Consider the following 20,131-nt stretch of genomic DNA (forward strand, 5'->3'; position numbering starts at 1 on the left):
AAAATAACCACCATGCAAAATAACACCAAAAGTATAACATTAAATCTTGGTCCGCAGCATCCGGCAACGCACGGAGTTTTAAGGCTAATTCTTGAAATGGACGGGGAAGTAGTAAATAATGCTGATCCTCACATTGGATTACTTCATCGTGGTACGGAAAAGCTGATTGAGCATAAAACATATTTGCAGGCTATCCCCTACTTTGATCGCCTTGATTATGTTTCGCCAATGTGTCAAGAACATGCTTTTGCTTTAGCTACCGAGTCATTATTAGAGTGCGAAATACCAAGAAGAGCTCAGTTTATTAGAGTACTATTCTCAGAACTAACGAGAATCCTAAACCATACGTTAAATATAGGCAGCCAAGCTTTAGATGTCGGGGCAACTACCCCTTTATTATGGCTATTTGAAGAGCGTGAGAAAATCATGGAATTTTACGAGCGTGTTTCTGGCTCTCGGATGCACTCAAACTATTTTAGACCAGGCGGCGTTGCTGAGGATTTACCTGATGGTTTACTCGAGGATATAGACAAATTTATTGATCAGTTCCCTTCTAAGCTGCAAGATATTGAAAATCTATTAAATGAAAATAGGTTATGGAAGCAGCGTTTAGTGGATATTGGTGTTGTTTCCCAAAAAGAGGCAATGGACTGGGGGTTTTCAGGTCCGATGCTCAGAGGTTCTGGTATAGCTTGGGATTTGCGTAAATCAAACCCTTACGACGTATATAGTGAAATGAATTTTGAAGTACCGATCGGCAAAAATGGCGATTGTTATGATAGGTATTTAGTGCGTATACTCGAAATGTATGAATCTGTTAAGATAATCAAGCAATGTATAGAAAAAATGCCGCAAGGTCCGGTTAAAACTGATGATCCAAAACTAGCACCACCAACAAGGGCTAAAATGAAAGAATCTATGGAAGCGATGATCCATCACTTTAAGCTTTATACCGAGGGGTATGATGTTCCAGCTGGTGAGACTTATAAGGCAGTAGAAGCCCCTAAAGGTGAATTTGGTGTATATTTATACTCTACTGGTGGTAATAGACCTTATAGATGCCGAATTAAAGCCCCAGGATTTGCTCACTTGCAGGGACTTGATTTTATGTCAAAAGGTCATTTAATGGCAGATGTTATTACTATTATAGCAACGCTTGATATAGTATTTGGTGAGATCGATAGGTAGATTAATGTCTTATGTTATTCCTGCGAAAGCAGGAATCCAGAAAAAAGCGAAATAATCTAAGCTTTTTATTTCAAAGCTTATTTATTTAATTTTTTAATTACTGGATTCCTGCTTTCGCAGGAATGACATTGCTCCTTAGACACCGAGAACCTAATACAGAAATGACAAAATTTATTAAAAACATATGAATACAAAAATTACAAATTTTAGTTTTGATAAGAAAAATTTAAGTCTAGCGGAGGATATCATAAAAAAATATCCTCCGGAGGGGAAAAGAAGTGCCATATTACCACTTCTTGATTTAGCTCAACGTCAAAATGGTGGTTGGCTGCCTGTTCCTGCTATTGAATATGTAGCTAATATGCTAGAAATGCCGTATATGCGAGCTTATGAGGTGGCAACTTTTTATACTATGTTTAATCTCAAGCCTGTGGGTAAGAATCATATCCAAGTGTGCACTACTACCCCTTGTTGGCTACGTGGTAGCGATGATATAATGAAAACTTGTAAGGAAAAACTTGGCATAAAAGATAAAGAAGTTACAAAAGATCAGAAATTTAGCTTAATAGAAATCGAATGTTTAGGAGCATGCGTTAACGCTCCCGTAGTACAGATTAACGACGATTATTATGAAGATTTAACGCCGGAAAAGATGGAAGCAATTATAGATAAGTTACAAAATGACTAGTATATTATTATTGTTACTCAAATTTTACCAATACTTCATCTCCCCACTGCTAGGTAGTAATTGCCGCTTTTACCCTACTTGTTCAGATTATGCTAAAGATGCTATAACCTCGCACGGAAATATAAAAGGATTATGGCTTACTGTTAAAAGAATAATCAAATGCCATCCTTTTTGTGATGGCGGATATGATCCTGTTCCACTACTAAATAAAAATGAACAATAAATTAATCCCTTTATCTCGAGAATTCTTTGCAAGAGATACTAATATAATAAGTCAAGAGCTGCTGGGTAAGGTTTTATACTTCCAAGGTAAAACAGCTATTATTACTGAGACTGAAAGCTATATAGGTCAGGACGATCCGGCTTGTCATGCTGCAAGAGGTCGTACAAAAAGAACTGATATAATGTTTGGTCCGGCTGGTTTTAGCTATGTTTATCTGATTTACGGCATGTATTATTGTCTAAATTTCGTAACTGAAACTGACGGCTTTCCTGCTGCTACTTTAATTAGAGGGATACATGTTATTTCGCCTGAGAATGTAAACTTAAATGGTCCGGGGAAATTATGTAGATATCTAGGAATTAATATTGCTCATAATAAAATTGACCTAATCAATAACAACGAATTTTTTGTTAGTGATATTAACCTAAAACTCCCCTATTCTACCACTACACGCATTGGTATAACTAAAGGCATAGATAAGCTATGGCGTTACGTTGTCACCAATCCTATTGATTTAACGAAAATATCATTTTAACTAAAAGCAAAAATTCGGAAAAAAATTATTGGAGCGGGTGAAGGGATTCGAACCCTCGACTTCGACCTTGGCAAGGTAGCACTCTACCCCTGAGCTACACCCGCTTAAATATAGAGTAATTAGCTGTGGGCATTTTAATATATGAATTTAAGGGGATAAAATTCATTATTAATATTAAAACGCCCTTGTGCTTTTTATTTAAGCGACTTTGAATATAAGAAATAATGGAATAAATTGCAACAGTTAAATTAGAAAATTATTAATTTATCACATTTATTTTTAAAACGATTTCTTCCATAAATCGGCCCCCTTTGCACTAGCTGATAAACTTGCTACTTTTCATTTATCCTTCTGAATCACCGATAATAGGTGTTATATACTCCATACTATTGTCTTTAAAAGATACATAAGACTCAGAGACGCCTCCATTAGCTTTATCTTCATTTAAATTTTCTCCTATTAAAAGAGAGCTGTCTGTTGTATTAAAGGGGCAAAAGTATTGGCTATTATTTCTACCTAATTCCATTTCTGATTCATGAGATATATACTTATTATTTGCATAACTTTTATACCACTTATAACCGGCATAACCAATTGCACTTATAACTCCTAAATGCCGATCCACCTGCAATGTACACACCTAGTGAATAACCATCATTGTGGCTTTCCTTATCCTCTTGCTGCTCTGTCATTGAATTTAATAATGTAGTTACAGTAGTATTTACTATTTCAGATACAGTACTATTTGTTGCTTGAGTTATATCATTCAATATTTTAAATACCCTACAATCTATAAGCTGGAAAAATTGTTGAATAAATTGTTCATCATTGTTTGGGTATATTAGTTCCTGTATATTTTTCTTATTATTTATAAAATTCCAAATATCTTCTCAAGTATAATTTTTAACCTCCTCAAAAGTGCGTTGTTGAAAAATATTTAGTGCTTTATGTAGATTTTGTATACATACTGTCATTGCTAAAATAAAAGGGACCAGTAAATTGCACGAAAAAGGGACCAGAGAAGTTGGTGTGACCTAATAAGGTTAATGTGCAATATTCACTAGATAATTAAGCAAGTAAATATCTAGTGATACAATGATAAGAATAAATATGTATACAACAATTATCACCCTTTATAAACAAGGCAATAGTCAAAGGAATATTGCCAAACTAACAAGAACAGACCGCAAAACAGTACGAAAAATAATAAACCGCTATGTAGAGGCTGGTACAGAATCCCCAGCAATCTATGAACGATCTTCAGTTTTGGATTTTTGGCACGAAAAAATAATTGAGTTATTAGAAAAAAATCTGAGTTACATAAGAATTTTTGAGGAGTTAAAAAATCAAGGTTATACAAGCAGTTATACTTCTTTGACCCGTTATATCAAAAAATATAAAATTAAAGATAACAGTTGCATTCGTTTTCATACTTTAGCAGGAGAGGAAGCACAAGTAGATTTTGGTGACATAGGCTTACAGTATAATTCTAAAGGGCGTAGAGTTAAAGCATATGTATTTAATATGCGTTTAAGCTATAGTCGCCTTGATTATTATGAAGTAGTGTTTGATCAAAGTTGTCAAACATGGATTCAATGTCATATCAATGCATTTAATTATTTTGCTGGTAGTCCAAAAGTAATAAAACTTGATAATCTTAAAGCTGGAGTAGTAGATGCCAATTTTTATGAGCCAGTATATCAGAAGGAATATAAGTGCTTAGCCGATCATTATGGAATTTTACTTTCTCCTTGTCGAGTGTATCAACCGCAAGAAAAAGGCAAAGTTGAGTCGGGAATAAAATACGTTAAAAATAATTTTTTTGCTGGTCGTAAATTTGATAGATATGAAGAATTAACAAATGGTCTTGCAAATTGGTTAAATAAGGCCAATAGCCGAATACATGGTACTACTAAGAGAATACCTAGAGAACTGTTTGAGCAAGAGGAAAGAAGTAGTTTGATTCCTTTACCATTAGAAACTTTTGATTTGTCATCTTGGCATAATCGAAAAGTAGCAAAAGATTGTCATATTACCATAGATAATAATTATTACTCTGTACCAGCAAAATATATATACAGTGAGGTAATGGTACAATTGTCCCCAAAACTTGTTCAAATATTTTCTATACAAAATGATTTAATAGCAAGACACGTTAGAACAGAGGGCAAGGGGATATTTACCACTAATCCGTCTCATTATGCTAAATACAAACGTCTATGCCCAGGTTTTATAGAATATAGTGAACATTATCAACAACAAATGCAGCAGATAGGGAATAATTGCAGTTTATTATTAGAATCATTACAACAAACAAGAGTGAATGATTGGCAACGTTGTGCACGAGGTATCATTTCTTTACGTAAGGTTTACAATGATGACTTAATAGATAAAGCCTGTCATAGAGCACTACATTATGGTATAAGTTCTTACTCTAAAATTAAGAATATTTTAAATAGTAATGCAGTAAACTTACCATTACCAGAGTTTGGAGGTAATAATGCAGAACTTATTTAATGACCTACGAAGCTTTAGATTATCAGGTATAGTCAATAGTTTAAATGAAAGGATTATTTATGCTCAAAATAATAAACTAGGATTTAAAGAATTTCTATCACTATTATGTGAAGATGAAAAATCTAACCGTAAGGATAATAATTACCGTCGCCGTAAAAGTGCTGCTAAATTGCCGGTAACTAAAAATTTAGAAGACTTTGATTTTAATTTCCAACCAAGTGTTGATGCCAAAGTAATAAGTGATTTATCAACTTGTGATTATATTAATACTAAGGGAAATGTAATATTCATAGGTGATTCAGGAACTGGGAAAACTCATCTTGCCATTGGGCTAGCATTAAAAGCTTTAACACGAGAATACTCTGTATATTTTACTACGGTATCGGATATGCTTTATAATTTACATATTGCAAGAGCAGATAATAGTTATCACAAAAAGGTTAAATTACTCCTATCGTTTGATTTATTAATTCTTGATGAGCTCGGGTTTAAGCAATTGCCAAAACATTCAGTAGAAGACTTTTTTAATATTATTGCTAAACGATATGAAAATAAATCTACCATTATTACCACAAACAAGGATTTTGAAAAATGGAATGAAATATTTGCTGATGAAGTATTAACTCATGCAATTATTGATCGAGTGGTACATCATGCTCATATACTAAACATAAAAGGTAAAAGTTATCGTATTAATACTATAAATCTGGAGGTAATATGGCATAAAAATTTTTAAATATAGTGGTTCCTTTTTCGTGCAATTTACTGGTCCCTTTTTAATTGACAATGACACATACTTGAGATTTTTTATTATCATACAAATAAAATGTACCGTTTAACTCATATTGCATATAGTTATGAGCTACTTCATTATTTTGTAATGCAGTTACGATATTATCTTTTATTTCAAAAATTCCCTTAAATTCTCCCTTTACATATTGTATGCCCAATTGGCATGTATTACCTAATGATTCAAAAAATTTTCGAGCTTGTATAACACATAATTTAGGAGTAATATAACTATCATTAGATATAACATATTCTTCACCTCCTAGAAAAAAATTGGTAAAATTACCGAACATATTAGGATTTTCTTTAATCCTAGAAATAGGTTGTAGACTTAATTGAAATTGTTTAGGTATAGCATAAATCATTAAGATACTGACAATTTAATAGTATTAAAAACAGCATCATAAAATGTTTCAAAATCTCCTACAACTTTCCTAATTTCATTTTTTATCTTAAACCAGTAATGCTCTATAGGATTTAAATCAGGAGAGTAAGTTGGTAAATACAATATGGTACAACCAACGGATTCAATGAACTCTTTAACTTTAGAATTTTTATGAAAATTAATGTTATCCATAATAACGGTTTGCCCAGGTTGTAATTCTGTAATTAATACATCCCTAATATAAGTTTTAAAGACCTCTGTATTACAATTACCTTCAATATTACAGGAGCAATAAGATTACCATTACAAAGACCAGCTATCATACTTATTCTAAATTTATGTTGATACACCTTTTCTCCATAACACCTTTGTCCTATAATGCTCCATCCATACTCTTTGCAAGCATTATCCTCTATTCCAGATTCATCAAGATATACTAATTTGTCTTTTGTGATGGTTTGTATCTTTGCTATAAATTCATTTCTTAATTTAATATCTCTTTTCGGATGAAAATGAGTTTTGTTTATAGCTATAGCCAAGTTTTCTGATTTGTCTTAAAATAGTTACAGATGCAATATTACCCCATTGCTTTGCTAACTCCTTTGATGTTTTATTCATATTAGCTTTAAAAAATTCTTTAAAAGATTCTGAATCTTTTATCTTATGACTATGTCCTTTCTGATAACCAGTTGCTGCTTCTAAAGTACCTTGCTTATCTTTTAATTTTTTCCATTTATATATAGTATCACGACTTACATTAAATAATTTACTTACCTTACTTATTCGTATCCCTGCTTCTACAGCTTTTATAACTCTTAGTCTTAGTTCTATTGCATATGCTCGTGCCATATCTCTTTACATGCTTGTTAATATTTGCTTACTATAACATGATACTCTCGCTCTGTCAGTACCTTAATGACTTATGCTATATAACACTCTCCATATATTAAGTTGATTATGAAAAGGTATAATATAAATATTTACATATTTGTAAATATTTATTAACTATTTTTAGCAGTTAATAATTGTTATTATTTAATAAAATTGCTTTTTAATTGATATAATAGCTCTAAAGCTTCTTTAGGAGATAGCTTATCGGGATCGATGGTTTTAAATTTTTCTTCAAGTTTAGAATTTGGTATCTGTTTAGCGGGTTCAATGGCAAATAAACTTAAATTATTTGACTCCGTCGATAAAATATTCTTTTCCTTGCCTGCCGCATTTTTCTCAAATTTAAGCAGAATCTGTTCTGCTCTATTTATAACGCTTGCAGGCAGCCCTGCTAAGGCTGCAACATGAATGCCATATGATCTATCAGCTGCACCTGCTATAATATTATGCAAAAATAAAATATCTTTGCCTGATTCCTCAATAGCAATAGTGTAATTTTGCATAGCTGGCAGAAAATTATCCATAATAGTTAGCTCATGATAATGCGTAGCAAACAAACAGCGGCATTTTAGTTTATCATGAATATATTCAAGCACCGACCAAGCAATAGATACGCCATCATAAGTAGAAGTTCCACGCCCTACCTCATCTAGTATAATCAATGAGTTTTTAGTAGATTGTGCAAGGATCGCCGACGTCTCTAACATCTCTGCCATAAAAGTCGATTGTCCTTTAATCAAATCATCAGCTGCCCCGATTCTGCTAAATATCTTATCCACCATCCCTATTCTAGCACTTTTAGCAGGCACAAATGAACCTATTTGAGCAATTATTGCAATAATGGCGTTTTGACGTAAAAAAGTACTTTTACCCGCCATATTAGGACCGGTAATTAGCCAAATACGCTCCGCTTCCGATAAATGACAATCATTATGCACAAAGCTTTTTCTCTCTTTATTTAAAGCCTCTTCGACTACCGGATGACGCCCTTTAACGATGTCAAAGCTTAAATCATCGGTAAATTCAGGTCTGACATAATCATTTTCGCTTGCAATATAGGCAAAATTACAAAACACATCAATACCGCTTAAAGAACTGGCAAGAATCCGCAAATAATCGGATTGTTTTGTTACTCGCTTGCATATATCTTCGTACAACTCTTTTTCCAAACTTATTACTAGGGTTTTAGCATTAACTAAATCACTTTCAAGTTTTTGTAACTCGGTAGTAGTATAACGTACGCTATTAACAGTCGTTTGACGATGAATAAATTTAGGGTCATTAATCTTATTAGCATTTTTAGCGGTGATATCGATAAACAGCCCTATCACATTATTATGAGATATTTTTAAACTATCTATCCCTGTTTCTCTTTTATACTGATCTTTTAGTTTCTCAATATGTAATTTGCCGTTATTAATCAGATCATGCAACTGTAATACTTTCGGATGATATGAATGTTTTATAACACCACCATCATTTAAATTATTCGGGGCATCTTCGCATATGCTTTCCTCGATTAAATTATATAGCTCATCATTTCTTATTAAAGGCTTAATGATTTTTTCAATAAAGCTTGGTAGCTCAAAACCATAATTATCAAAGAATATTTCTTTGATAGAGTTAGCCGTCTCTAGCGTATATTTAATACTAAGCAAATCACGCCCCGAACCTCTATTCATAGTAATACGGGTTAAACAACGCTCTATATCACTGGTTTTCTTTAGTAGCTCACGGACTTTTGCGGTTATATCTAGATTAGAATGGAAAAACTCCGTTATATTTAAACGCTGATTTATTTTATGAGTATCAGTTAACGGGCTTGATAGGAAATTATATAACAACCGCCCGCCTTGTTTAGTAACAGTATGGTTAAGAGTACTAAGCAAACTTCCTTTATTACCCCCACATGAATTTGTGACGATCTCAAGATTGCGTCTTGTTGAAAAATCAATTGTCATATAGCTATGAAAATCGATAATCTTTGGCTTTGGTAAATTGGGGATATTTTCTTTTTGCGTTAGGGTAAGATATTCCAAAATACTACCTATCGCACAAATTTGACTGCTAGATATTTCCCCTACCCCTTTAATATCTTTCATCTTATAAAAATCTAGAATAATCTTTTCACATTTATTAGCGGCAAAAAAACTATCAACTTGATAAGTAATGCGGAAATTTAGTTGTTTGGAAATAATACTAGCAAGATCAGAAGACCTTAAATGCTCGCTAAGCAGGATTTCACGAGGTTTTAGGCGGGCAAGTTCATTAAGAATTTCAAGCTCAGGAACATTAACCACAAAAATCGTAGAAGTAGAAAGGTCAGCATAGCAAAGTGCTGCCGTATCTCTGTTTTTTGGCACAACAAGACTTGCTAGATAATTTGGCTCAGCAGTGGTAATAAGATTTTCTTCAATCACTGTGCCAGGTGTTATAATCCGGGTAACATTTCTGTTAACTACCGCTTTATAACCGCCTCTATTCTTTGCTTCTTCTGGAGTTTCTAGCTGATCACAAATAGCAACTTTATAATTTTCTTCGATTAATTTAGTTAGGTAATTTTCAAGAGCATGGTAAGGTACGCCGCACATTGGGACTTCTTCATCACCATTCTTACCCCTCTTAGTTAGGGCAATACCAAGCACACCACTAGCAAGCACCGCATCTTCATAAAACATTTCATAAAAGTCACCCATTCTAAAAAGCAATAAACAATCTAGATGAGCAAATTTAATATCCAAATATTGCTGCATCATTTTAGTAGCAGCATCATAACCATATTTATGCTTAAACTCTTGAAAATCCATATTATGCAAATCTTTATATTATGGTTTAACAATATATAAGAATGTGCTAATGAATTAAATATATATTTTTTATTATCAGATTTTTAGGTAATCATTGCCGTATTTTTCAACATATTCTTTATACAAAACTTACGCTATGTTTGGTTCTAAATATCGTAAAGATGGAGAACGCAGCTGTTGTTGCATATAGTCATCTAAAAGCCCTAACTTTATTTGGTAAACCGTTTTACCGATTGTATTTGCAGTCCTTTTGAGAAATGCCCAAACTAAAAATGCCCAACTAATATGATTACGTTGAAGACACTGTTTCCTGCATTGACAACGTTCTATCCCAGTAAGTTGCTTAATTTCTCTGTGCATGCTCTCAATTACCCATCGAAAGCCACACTCATCTTGTGCAGCTTTAGAAGATTTGTGAGTTTTGTTATTGGTAACAACATACTCAACTCTGTTGGTAGGAACAGTAAATTTAAACAAATTAACATGCTTATTTTTAGCAAAGCCTTTTATATGAATCTCTACTCCATGCCTGATCTCTTCATCTGAAAATGTCAACTCTTTTACAGCTTTATAAGGTTTAGAATCGTGCGTTTTACTAACGTTTCTATTGGCTTTAATAGGGACATAATAATATTTCCCCAGAGAGTCAACATGTTGCATAATTTTGTGTGTAGAATACCATGTGTCAAAAAGTACTGTTTGAAAAGGAATCTTCTTGCTATAAACAGCATTATTTAACATGTTTAATAGGTGTTCTAGTTTTGTTGCTCCATCATGATCAGGTGCAAAAATTCGATAATCTATTACCCAAAACTTATTAATATCAGGGTTATAATATACCAGACTCACTACTCCTATACCTTTAGTAACTCTACCTGTAGCTCCACTGTACTGCGATCTTGCAATTTCTATTTGCTTCGTATTCCTTTTATTTAAAACCGTATAGCATAAATCATTAAGATACTGACAATTTAATAGTATTAAAAACAGCATCATAAAATGTTTCACAATCTCCTACAACTTTCCTAATTTCATTTTTTATCTTAAACCAGTAATGCTCTATAGGATTTAAATCAAGAGAGTAAGTTGGTAAATACAATATGGTACAACCAATGGATTCAATTAACTCTTTAACTTTAGAATTTTTATGAAAATTAATGTTATCCATAATAACGGTTTGCCCAGGTTGTAATTCTGTAATTAATACATCCCTAATATAAGTTTTAAAGACCTCTGTATTACAATTACCTTCAAATATTACAGGAGCAATAAGATTACCATTACAAAGACCAGCTATCATACTTATTCTAAATTTATGTTGATACACCTTTTCTCCATAACACCTTTGTCCTATAATGCTCCATCCATACTCTTTGCAAGCATTATCCTCTATTCCAGATTCATCAAGATATACTAATTTGTCTTTTGTGATGGTTTGTATCTTTGCTATAAATTCATTTCTTAATTTAATATCTCTTTTCGGATGAAAATGAGTTTTTTTATAGCTATAGCCAAGTTTTCTGATTTGTCTTAAAATAGTTACAGATGCAATATTACCCCATTGCTTTGCTAACTCCTTTGATGTTTTATTCATATTAGCTTTAAAAAATTCTTTAAAAGATTCTGAATCTTTTATCTTATGACTATGTCCTTTCTGATAACCAGTTGCTGCTTCTAAATTACCTTGCTTATCTTTTAATTTTTTCCATTTATATATAGTATCACGACTTACATTAAATATACAAAACTTACGCTATGAGTAAAAAAGTGATAAATTATTGTAAAAATAATTAAACATGTCAAAGAGGATAAAGTTGCAAGCAATACCAATTAATAGGACAGATTATTGTCAATTTTTAATAGTTAGCCAAAAGAATTATAGTTTAACCTACTACGCTGAATATGCAAAGAAATGTAGTCATGATGTTATTAATAGATTTTTAAGGAATGAAAAATATACACCTTCTTTGTTATGGGAACACATCAAGAATGATGTTATTTTTTCATCTAATGGATATACAATATTTGATGATACGGTTTTAAATAAAAGGAATACGAAGCAAATAGAAATTGTAAGATCGCAGTACAGTGGAGCTAAAGGTAGAGTTACTAAAGGTATAGGAGTAGTGAGTCTGGTATATTATAACCCTGATATTAATAAGTTTTGGGTAATAGATTATCGAATTTTTGCACCTGATCATGATGGAGCAACAAAACTAGAACACCTATTAAACATGTTAAATAATGCTATTTATAGCAAGAAGATTCCTTTTCAAACAGTACTTTTTGACACATGGTATTCTACACACAAAATTATGCAACATGTTGACTCTCTGGGGAAATATTATTATGCCCCTATTAAAGCCAATAGAAACGTTAGTAAAACGCACGATTCTAAACCTTATAAAGCTGTAAAAGAGTTGACATTTTCAGATGAAAAGATCAGGCATGGAGTAGAGATTCATATAAAAGGCTTTGCTAAAAATAAGCATGTTAATTTGTTTAAATTTACTGTTTCTACCAACAGAGTTGAGTATGTTGTTACCAATAACAAAACTCACAAATCTTCTAAAGCTGCACAAGATGAGTGTGGCTTTCGATGGGTAATTGAGAGCATGCACAGAGAAATTAAGCAACTTACTGGGATAGAACGTTGTCAATGCAGGAAACAGCGTATTCAACGTAATCATATTAGTTGGGCATTTTTAGTTTGGGCATTTCTCAAAAGGACTGCAAATACAATCGGTAAAACGGTTTACCAAATAAAGTTAGGGCTTTTAGATGACTATATGCAACAACAGCTGCGTTCTCCATCTTTACGATATTTAGAACCAAACATAGCGTAAGTTTTGTATATTTACTTACCTTACTTATTCATATCCCTGCTTCTACAGCTTTTATAACTCTTAGTCTTAGTTCTATTGCATATGCTCGTGCCATATCTCTTTACATGCTTGTTAATATTTGCTTACTATAACATGATACTCTCGCTCTGTCAGTACCTTAATGACTTATGCTATATAAACTTCAAAATTAATTTATAACTGCTATGAAAAAATGATAACTGGACAGCCTATATTTTAATTCATTCTTAGCTAAAAGTAGTATTGCGGCATGATTTCTATGCCATTCCCGCAGAATCTGGGATGACAAATGAGTCATGCAACAATACCCCTAATAGGATGACGGTTCTACAACTTTAAAAAATAATTTCATTATTCCATAATTTTTCTAAAAATTTCTGCAGAGGTATTATATCTATTTCTTGCGTACTCCAAGTTATTTTTCTTAGCCTTTCTTCTAAGCATACTATATAACCTTTATGCACTTGATGTTCTTCCATAAAAGATTTAATACCTCGAAGCTCACTATTATGTACATTTTCTGAGATTTTTACTTCTATCGGTAAAATCTTATTACCACGAACTGTGCTAATTATAAAATCAACCTCTAGACCTGTTTTAGTATGCCAATAATTTATACGATAATCAAGATCATTTAAACCTATATAAGCTTTTAGCTCGGTAAATATATAATGTTCTAAGGCTTTTCCTGCTTCTTGCCCTTTTGTATTATCAAATTGATGCTGGGTAATATTATTTGCAACCCCAACATCAAAATAATAAAATTTTGGCACAGATGATATAATTTCTCTGCTAACTTTTTTGCTATATGGATAAAGTAAATATCCTACTAAAGTATCAACAAGTATTTGATAATACTCCTTAACTGTTTTTGCATCTATACTACAATCACGTGCTATATTAGAATAGTTTAATAACTCACCATGAGAAAAAGCAATACTATCCATAAATCTACCGAAAGCTGCTATGTTTCGTACTAACCCTTCGACTCTGATTTCATTTGTTAAATAATCTTCTACATATGCTTTTAACAATTTACGAGGGTTATTACTGATAAAATGTGATGGAATTAAGCCATTATTGAATATCTTGAGTAATTTAAAACCTTCTTTTATTTCTGGATATACTAATGGATAAAAATTATATTTTATCGCTCTGCCTCCCAATAAATTTGTACCGGCAATTCTTAATTTTCTTATACTTGAACCGCACAAAATAAAATAACAATCCGTATTTTCTATAAGCCAATGTATTTCATCAAGCAATACAGGTACTTTTTGGATTTCATCTATTATAATAGGTAAAGCGAATTTATCTCTTTCAAGACCTAAAATTTCTTCTCGAAAATCTGAAGGTTTCTTTAAATATTTCAGCTGTAAATCTGTTTTTAATAAATCGTAATATATAGAGTTTGGATATAATTCTTTTAGATAAGTAGATTTGCCTGTTTTTCTTGCTCCCCATAAAAAAGCTGTCTGTTTTTTATCCAAGCTTAATTTTAAATATCTATTATACATTTTTCATTACTATTTAGGAGTATATTCCTAAATAGTATCACTTTTTAGGAATTAAGTCCATATTTTAAATTCCATAATATTACTTTTTAAAACTAATATTATAATCTTTGTAAAAGCTAAAATGCAACTTTTCTTTCAAGCTTTATTAAATTATGTGTTACTCAAAAGCAACTTATCAATCAATGGATTTTCTAAGTTAAGTTTATATTTTTGATATATTTTAAATTTATTATATTATTTACATATTAACTTATTCTTATTACGTTTAAAAAACAAATTATTATAAAGGAATTTAGTATGTATCACATTGAAGAGGGGATTGAATTAATTACTCAAAAATTTCTTGCTTTATGGAAATATGAATTGTTTCCTATTGCTAATAACCAGATCACAGTAAGTAATATTTGTATTTTCATACTACTTTTATTATTTGGTGTTAAATATTCAGAACGCTTATCTAGATCTGTTAATAACTTTGTAAATCATAGATTGAAAGGAAATAATACTAGTGCAAGCATTTTAAGTAAGCTAATTATATATTCAATACGTATTTTATATATAATTATTGCTATGTCTCTAGCTAATATCCCTATGGGAAGCTTAGCCATTTTAGGTGGAGCATTAGCATTCGGTTTAGGGTTCGGTACGCAAACATTAATTACTAATTTTATTAGCGGAATTATTATAATGATCGAGCAACCAATTAAAGAGGGTGATATAATTGAAATAAAAGGGGTAATCGGAAAAGTAAAAACAATAGGCATTAGATGTATTATTCTAAAGACTACTACTAATCATTCTATCCTTATTCCTAGTAGTGAAATTATTTTAAATAATGTAACAAATTGGACCCTAGACAATAATATAGTAAAATATCAGCTAGAAATAACATTCCCGAGTAGCGAAACTAAATTAAATCCTGAAAGTTTGATGGATAAACTTAAAACATCGATGAGCAAATTAGATTTTATAATTCCTAATGAAGAAGCGAATGTATTTTTGACAAAAGTAGATAATAACGGCTTAACTTTCTATATTAGATTCAATATTGACATTAAGAAAAACTCTGATTTTGAATATATTAAAAATAATTTAAATATTGCCTTATATTCACAACTTAAAAATTATAATATTATTTTAAATCACTTAGATTGTACAAAAATATAATAGAAAAGTCATCATCTATTTTTCAAAAGGTTAAATATTAAGGCATATAGTAAATTAAACAAAGCCATTAATTTAATGCTCCCATAGCTCCTTAAATTTACCTTTTTCTATGGAAAGCAGTTCAGTAAAAGTACCGCTTTCAACAATATTACCTTTATCCATAACGATAATTCTATCCATATGTTTGATGGTGGATAGTCTGTGAGCTATAGCAAGTATAGTTACATTATCAATATCGAGCATTGCGTTAATGGATTTCTGTATTTCCTACTCGGTATGGCTATCAAGACTTGAGGTTGCTTCATCCAAAATTAAGATCGGAGCATTTTTGAGAATAGCAATAGCTATGCGTTGCCTCTGCCCACCACTTAGCTTTACGCCCCTCTCACCAACTATTGTTTCATATTTCTCCGGTAAATTTTCAATAAACTCATGAATATTTGCAGCTTTTGCAGCATTTTCTATCTCACCTTGCGTAGCATTTTCTTTTGCATAACCGATATTCTCACCGATAGAGCAATGGAACAGCATAATATCTTGAGGGATTAATGATATTTGTGATCGTAAACTATCAGATGAGGTATCATAAATACTTTGATTATCGATTATGATATCGCCGCTTGAGGCTTTAAAATTCTTCAATAATAGTACAACCAAAGTAGATTTACCACCACCTGAATGCCCGACAATACCAATTTTCTCACCGGCTTTAATATGTAAAAGATACTTAAATACATTACTATCTTCTTTATAGGCAAAAAATATTTCTTTAAATATTATTTCGCCTTTGGAAATTTTTATTTCAGCTGCATTTTCTTTATCTATTGTATCTTGCGGTGCTTGTATAATTGTAAAGGCGGAACGGAAAGCCGCAATTTTCTCCAAAAAGCTTTTAAGCTCCATAGTTGTGAAAATACTATAAGTAAGTAGAACAAAACTTATTTAAAATAATAAGATTTTAAATAGGTAATGATGAACAGAAAATATAGACACTTATCTCGCGAAGAGAGATATGAAATAAAAAGAATGTATGACCTAGGAGTCAGTATTAACAAGATAGCACAACATCTTACGAGGTCTAAAAGCACTATTAGTATGGAGCTAAAAAGAAATAAAGTAAAAGGTAAGTATATGCCTTGTGTTGCTCAGGAACAATATAAAAAAAGGATGCATCAGCAAGAGTTATTAAAAATAGAGAAGTTACCTATTTTGTTAAATTATATCAAAAATGCTATGATTCACAAGAAATGGTCACCGGATGCTATAGCCGGAAAGTTAAAACTGGACAAAAATACAGCTTGTTGTATCAGTACAGAAAGTATATATAGATTTGTCTACACTTCTCCAGTTGCAGCTAAATTAAAGTTATATAGCTATTTACCGTCTAAAAGATATAAAAGGCAAGAAAGGGGGACAAGGCATCAAAGGATCATTATACCACAAAGGATCTCAATACATCAGCGTGATGCAATAGCAATGCAAAAGCTAGAAGTAGGGCATTTTGAGGCAGATCTTACATTTCATAAAGGTAATCAAAGTATGAATATCGGTGTGCTGGTGGATAAAAAGAGTCAAAAGATTATTTTAGTGCTGAATAACTCCAAAAGAGCTAAAACAGTTACCACTGGGTTTTTAAAAAAGATCAAAACGCTGCCAAGTAGTGTTAGAAAGACTATTACTATGGATAATGGCAAAGAGTTTGTAGGGCATCTTGCTTATAGACTATCTGGGTTTCAAACTTTCTTTTGTGATCCATATCGCCCTAGACAAAAAGCACTAGTGGAGAAAATGAATTCTATGATTCATAGAATTTTACCTAAAAATACAGATATTACAACCGTTACACAAAGAGGTCTTGACAATATTGCTGAGATTTTAAATAACATGCCAAGAAAGATTTTTGGTTATAAAACCCCCAATGAAATTTGGGCAGAAAATTTATAGGTTTTGTTCTACTTAGTCCTTGAATTTTCAGTTGTATGCCATGAATTTTCAGCAACTAAAAAAGTTAGCGACATAATAAAAGCTATGTCACCAATACTAATTTCACCTAGATTTCGCAAGTAAATTACATATATAAATATTCCTATCAAATATACCCAATATACTAAAGATAATATTATACAGATAATCAGATCATATTTAAAATACCTAATCGTCAAAGGGTTATGCACTTTGCGGTAATAATCTTGTACTTTATTTAATTCACGCTTTTTTGATGCAAACGAAAAAACAGTAAAAATATTTGTTATGCAATCGGCTACTATACCAAATAAATTATACCAAGAATCCTGCTTATCTTGTTCCATTTTAGCAAGCTTGGTAAAAAAAATTGTAATGCAAGCGGTAAATAAACAGCAGTAAAAGCGATAACAGCGATAAATATTTTAAGATTAGTATTAGCAAGAGTGATACTAGATAATATATAGCATAAATCATTAAGATACTGACAATTTAATAGTATTAAAAACAGCATCATAAAATGTTTCAAAATCTCCTACAACTTTCCTAATTTCATTTTTTATCTTAAACCAGTAATGCTCTATAGGATTTAAATCAGGAGAGTAAGTTGGTAAATACAATATGGTACAACCAACGGATTCAATTAACTCTTTAACTTTAGAATTTTTATGAAAATTAATCAAAACTTACGCTATGTTTGGTTCTAAATATCGTAAAGATGGAGAACGCAGCTGTTGTTGCATATATTCATCTAAAAGCCCTAACTTTATTTGGTAAACCGTTTTACCGATTGTATTTGCAGTCCTTTTGAGAAATGCCCAAACTAAAAATGCCCAACTAATATGATTACGTTGAAGACGCTGTTTCCTGCATTGACAACGTTCTATCCCAGTAAGTTGCTTAATTTCTCTGTGCATGCTCTCAATTACCCATCGAAAGCCACACTCATCTTGTGCAGCTTTAGAAGATTTGTGAGTTTTGTTATTGGTAACAACATACTCAACTCTGTTGGTAGAAACAGTAAATTTAAACAAATTAACATGCTTATTTTTAGCAAAGCCTTTTATATGAATCTCTACTCCATGCCTGATCTCTTCATCTGAAAATGTCAACTCTTTTACAGCTTTATAAGGTTTAGAATCGTGTGTTTTACTAACGTTTCTATTGGCTTTAATAGGGGCATAATAATATTTCCCCAGAGAGTCAACATGTTGCATAATTTTGTGTGTAGAATACCATGTGTCAAAAAGTACTGTTTGAAAAGGAATCTTCTTGCTATAAACAGCATTAATAAAAGTAATCCCCGCCGCAAGCAGCGGGGTATTTTAGAAGAAAGCTAGCTGATGATCCTCATGCAGTTTCTGATATTCCTTGCCTTGGTTTTTTACGTATTTTCCTATCATATTCTCATTTCCATGCTTACCTACCGTACTCGTAAAATATCCATCAGTCCAAAATTCTCCACCCCATAATTGTTTCTTTACCTGTGGACACTGTCTAAATATTTGACGAGCTGTAACACTTTTAATTGTTGTTACTATTTTTGTTACGCTATAGGTTGGTACAGATTGTACCAAAAAATGGACATGATCTTCATCAACCCCTATTTCTAAAAATTTTATTTGATATCTCTTTTCTATCTCTAAACATATTTCTCGTAATACTTGATCAACTGATACGTCAAACACTGCTCGGCGATATTTTGCTGGAAATACCATGTGATACAGCAGTACCGTAACATTATGACTTTTATGTATATATTTGCTCATTCCGCCATATTACGCCGCAAGCGGCGGGGAATATACCCAAAAGAGATTAAATAATTTAAAGCTAGAAAAATTAATTACATTCTTTGATACTAAAAATTTAATAACATTATATCAGTTTCAAGATATAAATAATATTAGTATACATTATATCAAAACTTTTTTAGAAAAAGCTCATGGGCTAAATTTCCATCATACAGAAACATTCAAATCATTAAATAGTAAACTAACCGATTTGCTTCCTAAAATAGATAATTTAGGAGAACGAAGCTTAAAACTTATAAAAACTCAACCTTTTAAAAAACTTTCTCCGGATTTAAAAGATTTAGTAGAAAAAGTTTATATTAAATTTACTGAGAGCTTACAAGAATTTAAAAAATTTTTAGACCAAAAACAACTTACTTTAAAAGAAGAGATAGAGGAATTATTACCTGAGATTTTACAAATTTTATGCACGAAAATAAAAGAATGGTACAATATTGATGCATCTGAATATATCACAAATGTAAAAACAGTAGAAGAGCTTAAAAATACAGAAGTATTAAAAGATATTACCGCCAAAATCAATAACTCTAATTCTATATTTTCTCAATCCAGAGATAAATTAAAATTTTCAATACCTCCTATTAAAAGAAAAATAGTTAGTACTGAAAATATTAATAACAAACTTTTAAAAACTCATAATGAAGAAACTTATGATTCAAGTTTAGATGATGCAATAAAAGAATATTATAAGATAATGGGGGAAGATAGAGGCTCTATATCTTTGTAAAACTACTATTATAGTTTAATATTTACTTCCGACTAATTTTGACTATACTTTAAATTAGCC

General features: G+C 31.5%; 20 protein-coding genes, 1 tRNA gene and 3 pseudogenes. 10 read left to right on the plus strand and 14 right to left on the minus strand.

The window, feature by feature from the left end:
- The first annotated feature begins 12 nt into the window (after positions 1 to 12).
- The 4 genes from nuoD (at position 13) to AAGD55_RS10275 (ending at position 2,634) form a co-directional block, all read left to right on the plus strand.
- A complete protein-coding gene (nuoD, locus tag AAGD55_RS10260; RefSeq protein ID WP_341791394.1) occupies positions 13 to 1,188 on the plus strand; it encodes an NADH dehydrogenase (quinone) subunit D in 1,176 nt (391 codons plus the stop codon).
- Between the two features lie 184 nt (positions 1,189 to 1,372).
- On the plus strand, positions 1,373 to 1,876 hold the full coding sequence (gene nuoE, locus AAGD55_RS10265; RefSeq protein WP_341791395.1) for an NADH-quinone oxidoreductase subunit NuoE: 504 nt from the start codon (positions 1,373 to 1,375) through the stop codon (positions 1,874 to 1,876).
- The gene (gene yidD, locus AAGD55_RS10270; protein ID WP_341791396.1) at positions 1,869 to 2,099 is read left to right on the plus strand and encodes a membrane protein insertion efficiency factor YidD; all 231 of its coding nucleotides are present in this window, start codon (positions 1,869 to 1,871) and stop codon (positions 2,097 to 2,099) included. The genes nuoE and yidD overlap by 8 nt, the downstream gene beginning before the upstream one ends.
- Positions 2,089 to 2,634 (plus strand): DNA-3-methyladenine glycosylase, encoded by a 546-nt coding sequence (locus AAGD55_RS10275; protein ID WP_341791397.1) that lies wholly within the window; start codon positions 2,089 to 2,091, stop codon positions 2,632 to 2,634. Before yidD ends, AAGD55_RS10275 begins: the two co-directional genes overlap by 11 nt.
- Positions 2,635 to 2,663: 29 nt before the next feature.
- On the opposite strand, the gene AAGD55_RS10280 is transcribed toward AAGD55_RS10275, so the two are convergent.
- Both AAGD55_RS10280 and AAGD55_RS10285 read right to left on the minus strand, forming a co-directional pair.
- Positions 2,664 to 2,738, minus strand: a tRNA-Gly gene (locus AAGD55_RS10280).
- Between the two features lie 239 nt (positions 2,739 to 2,977).
- A complete protein-coding gene (locus AAGD55_RS10285) occupies positions 2,978 to 3,265 on the minus strand; it encodes a hypothetical protein (RefSeq protein WP_341791398.1) in 288 nt (95 codons plus the stop codon).
- Positions 3,266 to 3,744: 479 nt separating this feature from the next.
- Between AAGD55_RS10285 and istA the strand changes: the two genes are divergently transcribed.
- Together istA and istB are read left to right on the plus strand one after the other, a co-directional pair.
- Positions 3,745 to 5,151, plus strand: a complete 1,407-nt coding sequence (istA, locus tag AAGD55_RS10290) for an IS21 family transposase (RefSeq protein WP_341790850.1) — start codon at positions 3,745 to 3,747, stop codon at positions 5,149 to 5,151.
- Positions 5,135 to 5,887, plus strand: coding sequence for an IS21-like element helper ATPase IstB (gene istB, locus AAGD55_RS10295; RefSeq protein ID WP_341791399.1), 753 nt, complete (start codon positions 5,135 to 5,137; stop codon positions 5,885 to 5,887). The genes istA and istB overlap by 17 nt, the downstream gene beginning before the upstream one ends.
- Positions 5,888 to 5,927: 40 nt before the next feature.
- Here istB and AAGD55_RS10300 read toward each other — a convergent pair whose 3' ends face one another.
- From AAGD55_RS10300 to AAGD55_RS10320, 5 genes and pseudogenes are all read right to left on the minus strand, one after another.
- On the minus strand, positions 5,928 to 6,305 hold the full coding sequence (locus AAGD55_RS10300) for a hypothetical protein (protein ID WP_341791400.1): 378 nt from the start codon (positions 6,303 to 6,305) through the stop codon (positions 5,928 to 5,930).
- Positions 6,305 to 7,174: pseudogene (locus AAGD55_RS10305) on the minus strand (IS630 family transposase). The gene AAGD55_RS10300 and the pseudogene AAGD55_RS10305 overlap by 1 nt, the downstream one beginning before the upstream one ends.
- A gap of 182 nt (positions 7,175 to 7,356) precedes the next feature.
- Entirely contained in the window at positions 7,357 to 10,023 is a 2,667-nt protein-coding gene (gene mutS / locus AAGD55_RS10310) for a DNA mismatch repair protein MutS (RefSeq protein WP_341792588.1), read from the minus strand.
- 129 nt (positions 10,024 to 10,152) lie between these two features.
- Entirely contained in the window at positions 10,153 to 11,019 is an 867-nt protein-coding gene (locus tag AAGD55_RS10315; RefSeq protein WP_341791401.1) for a transposase, read from the minus strand.
- Positions 10,979 to 11,764, minus strand: a pseudogene (locus AAGD55_RS10320) (IS630 family transposase); the annotation flags it as partial. The gene AAGD55_RS10315 and the pseudogene AAGD55_RS10320, both read right to left, overlap by 41 nt.
- 55 nt (positions 11,765 to 11,819) lie before the next feature.
- Between AAGD55_RS10320 and AAGD55_RS10325 the strand changes: the two are divergent.
- Positions 11,820 to 12,869: a transposase gene (locus AAGD55_RS10325; protein ID WP_341791402.1), complete on the plus strand. Its 1,050-nt coding sequence runs from the start codon at positions 11,820 to 11,822 to the stop codon at positions 12,867 to 12,869.
- A gap of 353 nt (positions 12,870 to 13,222) precedes the next feature.
- Here AAGD55_RS10325 and AAGD55_RS10330 read toward each other — a convergent pair whose 3' ends face one another.
- Positions 13,223 to 14,377: an ATP-binding protein gene (locus tag AAGD55_RS10330; RefSeq protein WP_341791403.1), complete on the minus strand. Its 1,155-nt coding sequence runs from the start codon at positions 14,375 to 14,377 to the stop codon at positions 13,223 to 13,225.
- Positions 14,378 to 14,701: 324 nt separating this feature from the next.
- Here AAGD55_RS10330 and AAGD55_RS10335 point away from each other — a divergent pair, with 324 nt between their 5' ends.
- Positions 14,702 to 15,571, plus strand: a complete 870-nt coding sequence (locus tag AAGD55_RS10335; protein WP_341791404.1) for a mechanosensitive ion channel family protein — start codon at positions 14,702 to 14,704, stop codon at positions 15,569 to 15,571.
- Positions 15,572 to 15,643: 72 nt separating this feature from the next.
- Here AAGD55_RS10335 and AAGD55_RS10340 read toward each other — a convergent pair whose 3' ends face one another.
- Positions 15,644 to 15,814 carry a multidrug ABC transporter permease gene (locus tag AAGD55_RS10340; protein WP_341791405.1) on the minus strand — a complete coding sequence of 57 codons (171 nt, stop codon included), beginning with the start codon at positions 15,812 to 15,814 and terminating at the stop codon, positions 15,644 to 15,646.
- A 24-nt stretch (positions 15,815 to 15,838) separates the two neighbouring features.
- A complete protein-coding gene (locus tag AAGD55_RS10345) occupies positions 15,839 to 16,456 on the minus strand; it encodes an ATP-binding cassette domain-containing protein (protein ID WP_341791406.1) in 618 nt (205 codons plus the stop codon).
- 84 nt (positions 16,457 to 16,540) lie between these two features.
- Between AAGD55_RS10345 and AAGD55_RS10350 the strand changes: the two genes are divergently transcribed.
- Positions 16,541 to 17,515, plus strand: a complete 975-nt coding sequence (locus AAGD55_RS10350) for an IS30 family transposase (protein WP_341791000.1) — start codon at positions 16,541 to 16,543, stop codon at positions 17,513 to 17,515.
- A gap of 8 nt (positions 17,516 to 17,523) precedes the next feature.
- On the opposite strand, the gene AAGD55_RS10355 is transcribed toward AAGD55_RS10350, so the two are convergent.
- The 4 genes and pseudogenes from AAGD55_RS10355 to tnpA all read right to left on the minus strand — a co-directional run bounded on the left by AAGD55_RS10355 (position 17,524) and on the right by tnpA (position 19,302).
- Positions 17,524 to 17,880 (minus strand): ABC transporter transmembrane domain-containing protein, encoded by a 357-nt coding sequence (locus tag AAGD55_RS10355; protein WP_341791407.1) that lies wholly within the window; start codon positions 17,878 to 17,880, stop codon positions 17,524 to 17,526.
- Between the two features lie 129 nt (positions 17,881 to 18,009).
- Positions 18,010 to 18,213 (minus strand): annotated as a pseudogene (locus tag AAGD55_RS10360) (transposase); the annotation flags it as partial.
- Positions 18,214 to 18,219: 6 nt separating this feature from the next.
- Positions 18,220 to 18,750, minus strand: coding sequence for a transposase (locus AAGD55_RS10365; RefSeq protein ID WP_341791408.1), 531 nt, complete (start codon positions 18,748 to 18,750; stop codon positions 18,220 to 18,222).
- Positions 18,751 to 18,858: 108 nt separating this feature from the next.
- A complete protein-coding gene (gene tnpA, locus AAGD55_RS10370) occupies positions 18,859 to 19,302 on the minus strand; it encodes an IS200/IS605 family transposase (protein ID WP_341790826.1) in 444 nt (147 codons plus the stop codon).
- Here tnpA and AAGD55_RS10375 point away from each other — a divergent pair.
- The gene (locus AAGD55_RS10375; protein WP_341791409.1) at positions 19,295 to 20,071 is read left to right on the plus strand and encodes a hypothetical protein; all 777 of its coding nucleotides are present in this window, start codon (positions 19,295 to 19,297) and stop codon (positions 20,069 to 20,071) included. The two genes, tnpA and AAGD55_RS10375, sit on opposite strands and share 8 nt — an antisense overlap.
- Positions 20,072 to 20,131: the final 60 nt, after the last annotated feature.

This window comes from Rickettsia endosymbiont of Gonocerus acuteangulatus (assembly GCF_964026435.1).
GTDB lineage: Bacteria > Pseudomonadota > Alphaproteobacteria > Rickettsiales > Rickettsiaceae > Rickettsia.

Coding starts and splice junctions, on each gene's coding strand:
- nuoD (WP_341791394.1), top strand. CDS start 13: ATGCAAAATAACACCAAAAGTATAACATTAAATCTTGGTCCGCAGCAT.
- nuoE (WP_341791395.1), top strand. CDS start 1,373: ATGAATACAAAAATTACAAATTTTAGTTTTGATAAGAAAAATTTAAGT.
- yidD (WP_341791396.1), top strand. CDS start 1,869: ATGACTAGTATATTATTATTGTTACTCAAATTTTACCAATACTTCATC.
- AAGD55_RS10275 (WP_341791397.1), top strand. CDS start 2,089: ATGAACAATAAATTAATCCCTTTATCTCGAGAATTCTTTGCAAGAGAT.
- istA (WP_341790850.1), top strand. CDS start 3,745: ATGTATACAACAATTATCACCCTTTATAAACAAGGCAATAGTCAAAGG.
- istB (WP_341791399.1), top strand. CDS start 5,135: ATGCAGAACTTATTTAATGACCTACGAAGCTTTAGATTATCAGGTATA.
- AAGD55_RS10300 (WP_341791400.1), bottom strand. CDS start 6,305: ATGATTTATGCTATACCTAAACAATTTCAATTAAGTCTACAACCTATT.
- mutS (WP_341792588.1), bottom strand. CDS start 10,023: ATGGATTTTCAAGAGTTTAAGCATAAATATGGTTATGATGCTGCTACT.
- AAGD55_RS10315 (WP_341791401.1), bottom strand. CDS start 11,019: ATGATGCTGTTTTTAATACTATTAAATTGTCAGTATCTTAATGATTTA.
- AAGD55_RS10325 (WP_341791402.1), top strand. CDS start 11,820: ATGTCAAAGAGGATAAAGTTGCAAGCAATACCAATTAATAGGACAGAT.
- AAGD55_RS10335 (WP_341791404.1), top strand. CDS start 14,702: ATGTATCACATTGAAGAGGGGATTGAATTAATTACTCAAAAATTTCTT.
- AAGD55_RS10340 (WP_341791405.1), bottom strand. CDS start 15,814: ATGCTCGATATTGATAATGTAACTATACTTGCTATAGCTCACAGACTA.
- AAGD55_RS10350 (WP_341791000.1), top strand. CDS start 16,541: ATGATGAACAGAAAATATAGACACTTATCTCGCGAAGAGAGATATGAA.
- AAGD55_RS10355 (WP_341791407.1), bottom strand. CDS start 17,880: ATGGAACAAGATAAGCAGGATTCTTGGTATAATTTATTTGGTATAGTA.
- AAGD55_RS10365 (WP_341791408.1), bottom strand. CDS start 18,750: ATGCAACATGTTGACTCTCTGGGGAAATATTATTATGCCCCTATTAAA.
- tnpA (WP_341790826.1), bottom strand. CDS start 19,302: ATGAGCAAATATATACATAAAAGTCATAATGTTACGGTACTGCTGTAT.